At 39.7% G+C, this 14,088-nt stretch carries 9 protein-coding genes; all 9 read right to left on the bottom strand.

Translation table 11 applies throughout. The features are described 5' to 3' along the window. Positions 1-14: 14 nt before the first annotated feature. The 9 genes from rplC to rpoB all read right to left on the bottom strand — a co-directional run bounded on the left by rplC (position 15) and on the right by rpoB (position 13,892). A complete protein-coding gene (rplC, locus tag AC2VNP_RS19800; protein WP_486918991.1) occupies positions 15-644 on the bottom strand; it encodes a 50S ribosomal protein L3 in 630 nt (209 codons plus the stop codon). 106 nt (positions 645-750) lie between these two features. After that, a complete protein-coding gene (rpsJ, locus tag AC2VNP_RS19795) occupies positions 751-1,059 on the bottom strand; it encodes a 30S ribosomal protein S10 (protein WP_275120356.1) in 309 nt (102 codons plus the stop codon). Positions 1,060-1,767: 708 nt separating this feature from the next. Next, the gene (gene tuf / locus AC2VNP_RS19790) at positions 1,768-2,955 is read right to left on the bottom strand and encodes an elongation factor Tu (protein ID WP_275120355.1); all 1,188 of its coding nucleotides are present in this window, start codon (positions 2,953-2,955) and stop codon (positions 1,768-1,770) included. A 120-nt stretch (positions 2,956-3,075) separates the two neighbouring features. Then, positions 3,076-5,154, bottom strand: a complete 2,079-nt coding sequence (fusA, locus tag AC2VNP_RS19785; protein WP_486918990.1) for an elongation factor G — start codon at positions 5,152-5,154, stop codon at positions 3,076-3,078. 57 nt (positions 5,155-5,211) lie between these two features. After that, a complete protein-coding gene (gene rpsG / locus AC2VNP_RS19780; protein ID WP_216831087.1) occupies positions 5,212-5,682 on the bottom strand; it encodes a 30S ribosomal protein S7 in 471 nt (156 codons plus the stop codon). Positions 5,683-5,719: 37 nt separating this feature from the next. Next, positions 5,720-6,142 (bottom strand): 30S ribosomal protein S12, encoded by a 423-nt coding sequence (gene rpsL, locus AC2VNP_RS19775; RefSeq protein ID WP_216831088.1) that lies wholly within the window; start codon positions 6,140-6,142, stop codon positions 5,720-5,722. 113 nt (positions 6,143-6,255) lie between these two features. Further along, positions 6,256-6,504: a 50S ribosomal protein L7ae-like protein gene (locus AC2VNP_RS19770; protein ID WP_486918989.1), complete on the bottom strand. Its 249-nt coding sequence runs from the start codon at positions 6,502-6,504 to the stop codon at positions 6,256-6,258. 90 nt (positions 6,505-6,594) lie between these two features. Then, the gene (gene rpoC / locus AC2VNP_RS19765; protein WP_486918988.1) at positions 6,595-10,218 is read right to left on the bottom strand and encodes a DNA-directed RNA polymerase subunit beta'; all 3,624 of its coding nucleotides are present in this window, start codon (positions 10,216-10,218) and stop codon (positions 6,595-6,597) included. A gap of 131 nt (positions 10,219-10,349) precedes the next feature. After that, positions 10,350-13,892 (bottom strand): DNA-directed RNA polymerase subunit beta, encoded by a 3,543-nt coding sequence (rpoB, locus tag AC2VNP_RS19760; protein ID WP_486918987.1) that lies wholly within the window; start codon positions 13,890-13,892, stop codon positions 10,350-10,352. Positions 13,893-14,088 lie beyond the last annotated feature (196 nt).

Here is a 14,088-nt window from a genome sequence, read left to right as displayed (position 1 = left end):
CTTTCCATTAAACGTTAGTCGTTTTTAACCGCACTTTTAACAGTTACGTAGCTCTTTTTAGCACCTGGTACATTACCTTTTACTAAAAGAAGGTTACGATCTGTATCTACTTTAACGATTTCTAAATTTTGTACTGTAATTTGCTCTCCACCCATGCGTCCAGGTAAAGCTTTACCTTTAAATACTCGGTTTGGAGCTACAGGACCCATTGAACCAGGGCGACGATGATAACGAGAACCGTGAGACATAGGTCCACGAGATTGGTTGTGGCGCTTGATCGCACCTTGGAAACCTTTCCCTTTTGAAGTTCCTGTTACGTCTACTACGTCACCTACGTTAAATGCGTCTGCCTTGACTTCTTGACCAACTTCAAACGCAGTAAGTTCTACGTTTCGAATTTCTTTCACGAAGCGCTTAGGTGCTGTGTTTGCTTTGTCAGCGTGTCCTTTTTCAGGCTTAATCACACGGTTAGCTTTTTGATCATCAAAACCTAATTGAATTGCTTCATAACCATCATTTTCAACAGTTTTCTTTTGAAGAACAACGTTCGGAGTAACTTCAATTACAGTTACAGGAATTACATCACCGTTTTCTGCAAACACTTGAGTCATACCGATTTTCTTCCCTAAGATTCCTTTGGTCATTAGTCACACCTCCTGTGTTTTCACTCAATATATTTTTTTGCCATTATTTTATAGTTAAATTTACGAAATGTATTAATGAACTAACCAAACTTTACATATGTTAATATTAAAGTTTGATTTCGATATCAACGCCAGATGGCAGGTCTAATCTCATTAATGCATCAACAGTTTGTGGTGTTGGGTTAACAATATCGATTAAACGCTTATGCGTGCGCATTTCGAATTGCTCACGAGAATCTTTATACTTGTGTACCGCACGAAGAATTGTATACACACTCTTTTCAGTTGGAAGCGGGATCGGTCCAGAAACACTAGCCCCAGAACGCTTCGCTGTATCTACAATTTTCTCTGCCGATTGATCAAGGATTCTATGATCGTAAGCTTTAAGACGGATGCGAATTTTTTGTTTTGCCATTTAAGCCCCTCCTTTATCGTCCATTTTAATAAACAGACATACTCCGCGAAAATTTCCTCACACCCTGCCATGGCAATGGGGCCGGGTGTGTCAGCAACCTTTCGCATCATCGCTGTCACAGACCAACATTCAATATTATATATAACTTATCAAGTAAATGCAAGTATATTTTTCTGTCGATCACACTTTTACTATTATATAGACATAATCAACTAAATTCAAGTCATGTTATCAAGTTTATATCTTCCATTATTATCATCCATTTAATATGTAAACCCAATATCCAAAAGAACCTTCTATATGTTACACATATTTAACAAAAAACATTATGATCCATGATGACACGAGGATAAAGAGTTCTGAAAAATAGGTGGAGGTTCCGTTAACTTTGGCAAAGATCATTCTGTTAAAGTTGAACGATTTACAATCTGCTATGCATGAAAAGGAATTCACTGTAATCAATAATATTTATATCCAGCTAAAAGCCTGTGAGTAACATGGAATAACACTACATACAAAGTTAATCACACATTTCCTTCATCTTAGTAATAGGGTACCTTACAAGTTCCCACCATTAATGTATTAACTCGTAATTATTATGAACAATCACTTACACAATAAACATCGAATGTTTCTTATATGTACAAGCTCTCTTTTTTAGTAGAAAAAAAGTTCCCCGATTATATCGAGGAACTTCTTATATCTTAATTACTCTTGGATTGAAGCTACAACGCCAGCTCCAACTGTACGTCCACCTTCACGGATTGAGAATTTAGTTCCTTCTTCAATCGCGATTGGTGAAATTAGTTCAACAGTCATTTCGATGTTGTCACCAGGCATAACCATTTCTACACCTTCAGGAAGGTTACAAATACCAGTTACATCAGTTGTACGGAAGTAGAACTGTGGACGGTAGTTTGTGAAGAATGGAGTGTGACGTCCACCCTCTTCTTTAGAAAGTACATAAACCTCAGCTTTGAACTTTGTGTGTGGAGTGATTGTACCTGGCTTAGCAAGTACTTGACCACGTTGGATGTCATCACGAGATACACCACGAAGAAGTGCACCAATGTTGTCACCAGCTTCAGCATAGTCAAGAAGCTTACGGAACATTTCTACTCCTGTTACTGTAGTTTTGCTAGACTCTTCAGCAAGACCGATGATTTCAATCTCTTCACCAACTTTAACTTGCCCACGCTCAACACGTCCAGTAGCAACTGTACCACGACCAGTGATTGAGAATACATCCTCAACTGGCATCATGAATGGCTTTTCATTATCACGCTCTGGAGTTGGGATGTAAGAATCTACAGCATCCATTAGCTCATAGATTTTAGCTTCCCAAGCTTCGTCTCCTTCTAAAGCTTTAAGAGCAGAACCTTGGATAACTGGTACATCGTCACCAGGGAAGTCATACTCATTAAGAAGGTCACGAACTTCCATTTCTACTAACTCAAGTAGTTCTTCGTCGTCAACCATGTCGCATTTGTTTAAGAATACAACGATGTAAGGAACACCTACTTGACGAGAAAGTAAGATATGCTCACGAGTTTGTGGCATTGGACCATCAGCAGCAGATACTACTAAGATCGCACCATCCATTTGTGCAGCACCAGTGATCATGTTCTTAACGTAGTCAGCATGTCCTGGGCAGTCAACGTGTGCATAGTGACGTGTTTCAGTTTCATACTCAACGTGTGCAGTTGAGATTGTGATTCCACGCTCACGCTCTTCTGGAGCTCCATCGATTTGATCATATGCACGAGCTTCCGCTCCACCTTTTTTAGCTAAAGCAGTTGTAATAGCAGCTGTTAAAGTAGTTTTACCATGGTCAACGTGTCCGATTGTACCAATGTTAGCATGTGTTTTCGAACGGTCAAATTTAGCTTTTCCCATTTTACTTTTCCTCCCTTAAATACATATCAATTATTATGGATATGAAAGGTGAAATACCCATATATTATCACCTTTCTTAGCTTACAATAAACTTATTTAAGAAACAATCTTTAATGGATTTTATTGTCCAGTTTGTTTCTTAATGATTTCTTCAGAAACGCTCTTTGGTACTTCTTCATAGTGATCAAAGTGCATTGTGTAGTTTCCACGTCCTTGTGTACGTGAACGTAGAGAAGTAGCATATCCGAACATTTCAGCAAGTGGAACCATTGCACGTACTACTTGTGCGTTCCCACGAGCTTCCATACCTTCAACGCGTCCACGACGAGCAGTAACATCACCCATGATGTCACCCATATACTCTTCTGGAACTACTACTTCTACTTTCATCATTGGCTCTAAAATTGCTGGAGCACAATGTGATTTTGCGTTTTTAAGAGCCATAGAACCTGCAATCTTAAATGCCATCTCATTTGAGTCAACATCATGGTATGAACCATCAAAGATTGTAGCTTTTAAATCTAATAGTGGGTAGCCTGCAAGCATACCATTTTGTAATGCTTCTTCAATTCCAGCTTGAACAGCTGGGATGTATTCACGAGGAACAACACCACCAACAACTTTGTTTTCAAATTGGAATCCAGCACCTTCTTCAAGTGGTTCAAATTCAATCCAAACGTGTCCGTATTGTCCACGTCCACCCGATTGACGAACGAACTTACCTTCAACTTTAGCCGCTTTACGGATTGTTTCACGGTAAGATACTTGAGGAGCACCAACATTAGCTTCAACTTTGAATTCACGACGCATACGGTCAACGATGATATCAAGGTGTAGCTCACCCATACCAGCGATGATTGTTTGGCCAGTTTCCTCATCTGTATGTGTACGGAATGTTGGATCTTCTTCTGCAAGTTTAGCAAGAGCCATACCCATTTTGTCTTGGTCAGCTTTTGACTTTGGTTCAACAGAAAGTGAAATTACTGGTTCTGGGAACTCCATTGATTCAAGAATAACTTGATTCTTTTCATCACATAGAGTATCACCAGTTGTTGTATCTTTAAGACCAACTGCAGCAGCGATATCACCAGCATATACTGTTGAAATCTCTTCACGACTGTTAGCATGCATTTGAAGAATACGTCCAACACGTTCACGTTTACCTTTTGTTGAGTTAACAACATAAGAACCTGAGTCTAATGTTCCAGAATATACACGGAAGAATGTAAGCTTACCAACATAAGGGTCAGTCATAACTTTAAATGCTAAAGCAGAGAACGGACCTTCATCACTTGATTCACGAGTTGTTTCTTCCTCAGAATCCGGTAAGATACCTTTAATAGCCGGTACATCTAGCGGTGATGGTAAGTAATCTAGAACAGCATCTAACATTAATTGAACACCTTTGTTCTTGAATGCTGTACCACAAATAACTGGGAAGAAGTTAACAGAACAAGTAGCAGTACGAATTCCTGCTTTTAGTTCCTCAATCGTAATTTCTTCACCTTCTAAGTATTTCATCATTAACTCTTCGTCTTGTTCAGCAACAGCTTCTATTAACCTAGTACGGTATTCTTCCGCTTGAGCTTTATACTCTTCAGGAATTTCACCTTCAGTGATTTCTGTTCCTAAGTCATTCGCATAGAATCTGGTTTTCATTTCTACTAAGTCAATAATTGCATGGAACTCGTCTTCAGCACCAATTGGTAATTGAATTGGATGCGCATTTGCACCTAGTCGGTCATGCAATGTTTTTAATGAATACAAGAAATCTGCACCCGTCTTGTCCATTTTGTTTACGAAAACAACACGTGGTACACCATAAGTAGTGGCTTGACGCCATACTGTTTCAGTTTGAGGTTCAACACCTGATTGTGCATCAAGTACTGCAACCGCTCCGTCTAACACACGTAAAGAACGTTCTACTTCTACAGTGAAGTCTACGTGACCTGGTGTATCAATAATGTTAACTCGGTGACCTTTCCATTGGGCAGTAGTCGCAGCTGAAGTGATTGTAATACCACGTTCTTGCTCCTGTGCCATCCAGTCCATTTGAGATGCACCTTCATGAGTTTCACCAATTTTATGAATACGACCAGTGTAGAATAAGATACGTTCTGTTGTTGTAGTTTTACCGGCATCAATGTGGGCCATGATGCCGATATTACGTGTATTCTTTAAGGAGAACTCTCTTGCCATAGTGTATTTCTCCTTTCAATCATTAAAATGATTATTAGAATATTTTTTGTCTTGATTTTACCAACGATAGTGAGCAAACGCTTTGTTAGCTTCAGCCATCTTATGCGTGTCTTCACGTTTCTTAACTGATGCACCAGTGTTGTTTGCTGCATCAAGAATTTCGTTAGCTAAACGCTCTTCCATCGTTTTTTCTCCACGAAGACGAGCATAGTTTACTAACCAACGAAGTCCTAACGTAGTACGACGCTCAGGTTTAACTTCGATAGGTACTTGATAGTTAGCTCCACCTACACGGCGTGCTTTAACTTCAAGAACTGGCATGATATTTTTTAACGCTTGATCGAAAACTTCCATAGGGTCATTTCCGCTACGCTCTTTTACTAGTTCAAAAGCGTTATAAAGGATGCTTTCAGCAACACCCTTCTTACCGTCAACCATGATACGGTTGATAAGGCGAGTTACTAATTTTGAATTATAAAGAGGATCTGGTAAAACATCTCTCTTTGCTACTGGTCCTTTACGAGGCATTATTTCCCCTCCTTTCGTCTTGTAAACCTATTTTTTATTATTTCTTAGCTTCTTTTGGACGTTTTGTTCCATACTTAGAACGACCTTGCATACGATTTTGAACTCCTGCTGTATCAAGAGCACCACGTACGATATGATAACGTACCCCTGGTAAGTCTTTTACACGTCCACCACGAATTAGAACAACACTGTGCTCTTGTAAGTTGTGACCGATACCTGGAATGTATGCAGTAACCTCAATTCCGTTCGTTAAACGTACACGAGCATATTTACGAAGAGCTGAGTTCGGCTTCTTCGGCGTCATTGTACCTACACGAGTACATACACCACGCTTTTGCGGTGAAGACTGGTTAGTTTGAGCTTTAATAAAGCTGTTATAACCTTTGTTTAATGCAGGAGAGTCTGACTTCTTAACTTTCGCTTGACGTCCCTTACGGATAAGTTGATTAATAGTAGGCATTGTTTTTCCTCCTTTCGTAAAGAAATTGTTAAGACCACTGATCCTGGTGGTTCTTTTTTAAACAAAAGTAAAGTTTTTGCCAAGCGATCGACATCACATTGGCAAAAACGTTATTACTTTGTCAGTGTTACAGTGGCAGCTCCAACATCAATTCCACAAACTTTTCCAAGTTTCTTCATGGAATCAACTGCTGTTATCGGTACGCCTTTTTTCTGAGCTAACAATTGAACCTTAGTAACAACTCTAGCATCAGCGTCATTGGCTATGATGACCTCTATTGCGTTCCCTTGTTCGAGAGCTTTGATCGTTTGTTTAGTACCTATGACAACATTTTCTGCCTGTGTCACTTTTTCATAAGACATCTTTTAAATCCTCCAAAGCTACAGGGTTTCTCAGGCACACTACGATATAATATCACTCTAAATTTACGATGTCAACTCTGATTTATAAATTTATTCTGGTGCTGCAACTTCTTCCATCGGCTCTAATTGGTCTAGTTCTTCCTGTTTATCGTGTTCAGAAATGATTTTCAGGTTACGATAACGTGTCATTCCTGTTCCGGCCGGAACTAGTTTACCAATAATTACATTTTCTTTAAGGCCTAGTAATTCATCTCTCTTACCTTTAATCGCGGCATCAGTTAGAACTCTTGTCGTTTCTTGGAATGATGCTGCTGATAAGAACGATTCTGTTTCTAATGAAGCTTTCGTAATACCTAATAACACCGGACGACCTGTTGCAGGACGTTCACCTTCAAGAAGTACTTTTTCATTTTCATCATTAAATTGGTGGATATCAATTAGAGCACCTGGAAGAACAGCTGTTTCACCGTTGTCAACGACTCTAATTTTTCTTAACATCTGACGGACCATTACTTCGACGTGTTTGTCACCAATTTCTACCCCTTGCATACGATAAACTTTTTGTACTTCACGAAGCAAGTATTCTTGAACACCTTTTACACCTTTTACGTGTAGAAGTTCTTTAGGGTCAATCGAACCTTCCGTAATACTTTGACCCGGAACTAGTGCATCTCCTTCGATTACTTTAATTCTCGCACCGTAAGGGATCGCATAGTTTCTAGTTTCCATTTCCCCTTGAACAACAACTTCGCGTTTGTCTGAGCTATCATTTACAGAAACAACCGTTCCTTCAATTTCAGAGATCACAGCCTGACCTTTAGGGTTACGAGCTTCAAACAACTCTTGAATACGCGGAAGACCTTGAGTAATATCGTCCCCTGCTACCCCACCTGTATGGAAGGTACGCATCGTAAGCTGTGTTCCTGGCTCACCAATTGATTGTGCAGCGATAATACCGACTGCCTCACCAACTTCGACATCACTACCAGTGGCCAAGTTACGTCCATAACACTTTTTACAAACGCCATGTCGAGTATCACATGTAAATACGGAACGAATCGTAACCTTTTCGACTCCTGAATCAACGATGTTTTTCGCGATATCTTCGTCAATTAATTCGTTTTTATCAATAAGAGTTTCACCAGTCTCTGGATGACGAATAGATTGGAACGAGAAGCGTCCTACAAGACGATCATATAAATTCTCGATCACTTCTGTTCCCTCTTTAATCGCTTCAACAACAAGTCCACGGTCTGTACCACAGTCATCTTCTCGGACAATGACATCTTGTGCAACGTCAACAAGACGACGAGTTAGGTAACCTGAGTCTGCTGTTTTTAATGCTGTATCGGCTAGACCTTTACGAGCACCATGCGTAGAGATAAAGTACTCTAATACTGTTAAACCTTCACGGAAACTTGATTTAATCGGTAACTCGATAATACGACCAGACGGATTGGCCATTAGACCACGCATTCCTGCTAACTGTGTAAAGTTAGATGCGTTACCACGGGCACCAGAGTCACTCATCATAAAGATTGGGTTAAGGTGATCTAAAGATTTCATTAGTTTTTCCTGAATGATATCTTTGGCTTCACTCCAAATTGAGATGACTCGATCGTATCTTTCTTCCTCTGTAATTAAACCTCGACGGAATTGCTTAACTACACGCTCTACCTTTTCTTCAGCCTTCGCTAAGATTTCTTTCTTTTCAGCTAATACAACGATGTCAGCTACACCTACTGTAATACCTGCTTTCGTTGAATATCTGAAACCAAGGTCTTTCATGCGGTCAAGCATTTTGGAAGTCTCTGTAATTTTAAACTGTTTAAATACTTGAGCAATGATATTCCCTAAGAAACCTTTTTTAAATGGTGCTACAATGTCACGCTCTGCAAAAACTTCTTTTACATTTGTTGTCATTGGAACCATATATTTTTCAGGTAATGCTTCTTCTAAGTTCTTCCCAGTTGGTTCATTAACATATGGGAACGATTCTGGAAGAATTTCATTGAAGATAATCTTACCCACCGTCGTCAATAAAAGCATACTATATTGCTCTTCAGAAAACGTTGTTTTATTTAGTGAAGCAACCGGAATTGCAATTCGGCTGTGTAAGTGAACATACCCATTTTGATATGCAATTAACGCTTCGTTAGGGTCTTTAAAGATTGAACCTTCACCTTTGGCTCCAGCTCTTTCTAACGTTAGGTAATAGTTCCCTAATACCATATCCTGTGAAGGTGTAACTACTGGTTTACCATCCTTAGGATTAAGGATGTTCTGAGCAGCTAGCATTAATAAACGAGCTTCAGCTTGCGCTTCAGCTGATAAAGGTACGTGAACAGCCATTTGGTCACCATCAAAGTCAGCATTATATGCCGTACAAACTAATGGATGAAGTTTAATCGCACGACCTTCAACAAGTGTCGGTTCGAATGCTTGAATACCTAATCTGTGAAGAGTTGGGGCACGGTTTAGTAGGACCGGATGCTCTCTAATTACCTCTTCTAGCACATCCCAAACTTCAGGTTGAATACGTTCAACTTTACGCTTGGCACTTTTGATGTTGTGTGCTAAACCTTTACTTACTAACTCTTTCATTACAAATGGCTTAAATAACTCTAAAGCCATTTCCTTAGGAAGTCCGCACTGATACATTTTTAAGTTTGGACCTACAACGATAACCGAACGGCCAGAGTAGTCTACACGTTTTCCTAAAAGGTTTTGACGGAAACGTCCTTGCTTTCCTTTTAACATGTGAGAAAGTGATTTTAATGGCCGGTTTCCTGGTCCTGTAACTGGACGACCACGACGTCCGTTATCAATTAACGCATCTACAGCCTCTTGTAGCATACGTTTTTCATTTTGTACGATAATATTTGGAGCACCTAAATCTAATAGACGCTTTAGACGGTTATTACGGTTTATTACACGACGATAAAGATCGTTTAAATCTGAAGTCGCAAAACGACCACCATCTAACTGAACCATTGGACGCAATTCTGGTGGAATAACAGGAAGTACATCTAGGATCATCCAAGAAGGTTCATTTCCTGAATGTCTAAAAGCTTCAAGAACTTCAAGACGCTTAATAGCTCTCGTTCTGCGTTGACCTTGTGCAGTAGCAAGCTCTTCTTTAAGAATGTCTACTTCTTTATCAAGATCGATATCAGCAAGTAACTTCTTAATCGCTTCTGCTCCCATTTGCGCAGTGAAAGAACGTCCATATTTATCACGATATGTACGATATTCTTTCTCAGAAAGTAGTTGTTTTTTCTCTAATGGCGTATCGCCTGGTTCCGTAACAACATAAGAAGCAAAATAAATAACTTCTTCAAGTGAACGTGGAGACATGTCAAGGACAAGACCCATACGACTAGGGATTCCTTTAAAATACCATATATGAGAAACTGGTGCCGCTAATTCAATATGACCCATTCTCTCACGACGAACTTTAGCACGAGTAACTTCAACACCACATCGGTCACATACAACACCTTTGTAGCGTACACGCTTATATTTACCACAATGACATTCCCAGTCTTTTGTAGGACCGAAAATTCTTTCACAAAATAGGCCGTCTTTTTCAGGTTTGAGCGTACGATAGTTAATTGTCTCTGGTTTCTTTACTTCTCCACGTGACCAAGAGCGGATCTTGTTAGGTGAAGCGAGACCAATCTTCATAAACTCAAAATTATTTACATCTATCAAGGGGCCAACCTCCCTTTCCATCTTAAGGTTTTTAAGGTTGAAATGGTGAGGACAACTTAAATGATTATGATAGTCTAAAAACAGCACTACTTAATCTCAAGTAAGTTATCCTCTTAAAGCCTCTAATCTATTTAGCCATTAGATTCTGTCGTTTCAATATTTAAATTTAGCTTCTCATTCGCCTGTTCGTCTTCATCATCCAGTTCACGCATTTCAATTTCTTCTTCGTTACTAGATAACATCTTAACGTCCATTCCTAAACTTTGAAGCTCTTTGATTAATACTTTAAATGATTCTGGCACTCCTGGTTCTGGTACATTTTCACCTTTAACGATGGCTTCATACGTCTTAACACGTCCTACTACGTCATCGGACTTAACCGTTAAGATTTCTTGTAATGTATAAGCAGCACCGTAAGCTTCAAGTGCCCAAACCTCCATCTCACCAAAACGCTGACCACCGAATTGTGCTTTACCACCTAGTGGTTGTTGCGTCACGAGTGAGTATGGTCCAGTAGAACGAGCATGTAGTTTATCATCAACCATGTGAGCAAGTTTGATCATATACATGATCCCTACAGATACACGGTTATCTAAAGGCTCACCCGTACGTCCATCAAACAATACTGTTTTACCGTCTCGAGCCATACCAGCTTCTTCAAGAGTTTCCCAAACATCTTCTTCACTTGCACCATCGAATACCGGGGAAGCCACGTGGATTCCTAAGTAACGTGCTGCCATTCCTATGTGAAGTTCAAGCACTTGTCCGATGTTCATACGAGAAGGTACCCCTAGAGGGTTTAACATGATGTCCACCGGTGTACCATCTGGTAAATAAGGCATATCTTCTTCTGGTAAAATTCTTGAGATAACCCCTTTGTTACCATGGCGACCCGCCATCTTGTCACCTTCATGAATTTTACGTTTTTGAACGATATAAACCCTTACTAATTGGTTAACACCTGGAGGTAATTCATCGCCGTCTTCACGGTTAAAGATTTTTACATCAAGTACAATCCCGTCTCCACCATGTGGTGCACGTAATGATGTATCACGAACTTCTCGGGCCTTTTCACCGAAGATCGCATGTAAAAGTCTTTCTTCTGCTGTTAGTTCTGTTACCCCCTTAGGAGTTACTTTACCAACGAGAATATCACCGTCTTTTACTTCAGCCCCTACACGAATAATTCCTCGCTCATCAAGGTTTTTAAGTGCATCTTCACCAACGTTAGGAATATCACGTGTAATCTCTTCTGGACCGAGCTTCGTATCACGAGCTTCAGACTCATACTCTTCAATATGAACAGATGTATATACATCATCTTTAACTAAACGCTCACTTAGAATAATCGCATCCTCATAGTTATAACCTTCCCAAGTCATGAATGCGACCATAACGTTACGACCTAAAGCCATTTCACCTAATTCCATTGAAGGACCATCTGCAACGATTTCACGTTTTTCTACGATGTTTCCTTCACTGACAATCGGTACTTGGTTATAGCACGTTCCTTGGTTAGAACGAACAAATTTTTGAAGACGATATTTATCTAAATCACCTTTAATTTCTTTTCCGTCTACCTCTTCTAGACGACGAACCCAAACTTCACGAGCTGTAACACGTTCAACAAGCCCACGGTGCTTAGCTACAATCGCTGCACCAGAGTCTTTTGCAGATACGTGCTCCATTCCTGTACCAACAATCGGCGATTCAGGACGAAGTAACGGAACTGCTTGACGTTGCATGTTCGCACCCATAAGTGCACGGTTCGAGTCATCGTTTTCTAAGAACGGTATACAAGAAGTCGCTGCTGAAACTACCTGTTTAGGAGATACATCCATGTAATCGACGCGCTCTCTAGATACAACAATGTTTTCCCCTTTAAAACGGGAGATAATATTTTCATCTAAGAAAGATCCATCATCACCAAGCTTCATATTCGCTTGGGCTACGATGTAGTTATCTTCTTCGTCAGCTGTTAAGTAATCAATTTGTGCCGTTACTTTTCCAGTCTCAGGGTCAACACGACGGTATGGTGTCTCCATAAAGCCAAACTCGTTTACTTTCGCATAACTCGAAAGTGAGTTGATTAACCCGATGTTTGGTCCCTCAGGTGTTTCAATTGGACACATACGACCATAGTGAGAATAGTGAACGTCACGTACTTCAAACCCAGCACGCTCACGTGTTAAACCACCTGGCCCTAATGCAGATAAACGACGTTTATGTGTTAATTCAGCTAAAGGATTAGTTTGGTCCATGAACTGAGATAACTGAGAGCTTCCAAAGAACTCTTTAATTGACGCAATTACTGGACGGATATTAATTAACGCTTGTGGCGTAATCATATTTGGATCCTGAATTGACATACGTTCACGCACTACTCTTTCCATTCTTGAAAGACCGATACGGAACTGATTTTGTAGTAACTCACCTACAGATCTTAAACGTCGGTTACCTAAGTGGTCGATATCATCTGTATCCCCAACACTATGTAATAGGTTAAAGAAATAGTTAATAGAAGCAATAATATCCGACGGTGTAATGTGTTTTACACTTTGCTCCACCATTCCATTCCCGATTACTTGAATAACCTGCTCATTTTCATGATCATCTGGAGAGTAAATCTTAATCGCTTGAAGCTGCACGTCACCTTCTTCTACAACTCCACCAGAAACCCCAACTTGCTTAAAGCCTACGTTGTTTTCTAGATATGGAATAATTCGATCAAGTGTACGACGATCTAGCAATGTACCTTCATCTGCAATTACTTCACCTGTCTCAGGATCAACTAATGTTTCTGCTAGACGTTGGTTGAACAAACGGTTTTTAATGTGAAGCTTTTTGTTAATCTTGTAACGACCTACACTCGCTAAATCATAACGCTTCGGATCAAAGAACCTTGACTCTAATAGACTTTTCGCATTATCTACAGTAGGAGGTTCACCTGGACGTAAACGCTCATAAATTTCTAATAGCGCTTTTTCCGTACCATCAGTGTTATCTTTTTCTAACGTATTGCGTAAGTACTCATCTTCTCCTAGAAGATCAATGATCTCTTGATCAGATCCAAAACCTAGCGCACGCAAAAGAACCGTAACAGGTATCTTCCTAGTACGATCTATTCTCACATACACAATATCTTTGGCATCTGTTTCAAGCTCTAACCATGCTCCACGGTTAGGAATAACAGTTGCAGTAAACCCTTTCTTACCGTTTTTATCTATTTTTTCGCTATAATAAACACTTGGTGAACGAACAAGCTGCGAAACAATTACGCGCTCTGCACCATTAATAACGAACGTACCTGTTTCCGTCATTAACGGGAAATCACCCATAAATACTTCTTGCTCTTTTACTTCACCAGTTTCCTTGTTAATTAAACGAACTTTCACACGCAAAGGAGCAGCATATGTAACATCTCGTTCTTTTGATTCATCTACTGGATATTTTGGTTCTCCTAAACTGTAGTCGATAAACTCTAAGACTAGATTCCCTGTAAAATCCTGAATCGGTGAGATGTCTTGAAACATTTCTCGCAAACCCTCATCAAGAAACCATTGATAAGAAGCAGTTTGAATTTCAATTAAGTTTGGTAATTCCAATACTTCTTTAATTCTCGCATAGCTTCTTCGTTGGCGGTGGCGTCCATACTGAACTAGTTGACCTGTCAACTGATTCACCCCTCAAATCTCGCTTATTATAATGTTCTTCACTCAACGGATCATATCCATTGAGCTATAAGAGTAGCTGGATAATAATGTTATCGCAACTATTTCCTACCATTACGACGATTATATAAGTATAACCAACCATATCCATTTTATACAGTAAAATTTACTTGATTTACTTTACTAAATGTGTCTGAAA

The organism is Alkalihalobacterium sp. TH-98, from assembly GCF_057473385.1.
This window is presented reverse-complemented; position numbering and strand designations above follow the sequence as displayed.

What these genes read in the sequence shown, in the direction of transcription:
- rplC (WP_486918991.1), bottom strand. Translation starts at nt 644, where the DNA reads ATGACCAAAGGAATCTTAGGGAAGAAAATCGGTATGACTCAAGTGTTT.
- rpsJ (WP_275120356.1), bottom strand. Translation starts at nt 1,059, where the DNA reads ATGGCAAAACAAAAAATTCGCATCCGTCTTAAAGCTTACGATCATAGA.
- tuf (WP_275120355.1), bottom strand. Translation starts at nt 2,955, where the DNA reads ATGGGAAAAGCTAAATTTGACCGTTCGAAAACACATGCTAACATTGGT.
- fusA (WP_486918990.1), bottom strand. Translation starts at nt 5,154, where the DNA reads ATGGCAAGAGAGTTCTCCTTAAAGAATACACGTAATATCGGCATCATG.
- rpsG (WP_216831087.1), bottom strand. Translation starts at nt 5,682, where the DNA reads ATGCCTCGTAAAGGACCAGTAGCAAAGAGAGATGTTTTACCAGATCCT.
- rpsL (WP_216831088.1), bottom strand. Translation starts at nt 6,142, where the DNA reads ATGCCTACTATTAATCAACTTATCCGTAAGGGACGTCAAGCGAAAGTT.
- AC2VNP_RS19770 (WP_486918989.1), bottom strand. Translation starts at nt 6,504, where the DNA reads ATGTCTTATGAAAAAGTGACACAGGCAGAAAATGTTGTCATAGGTACT.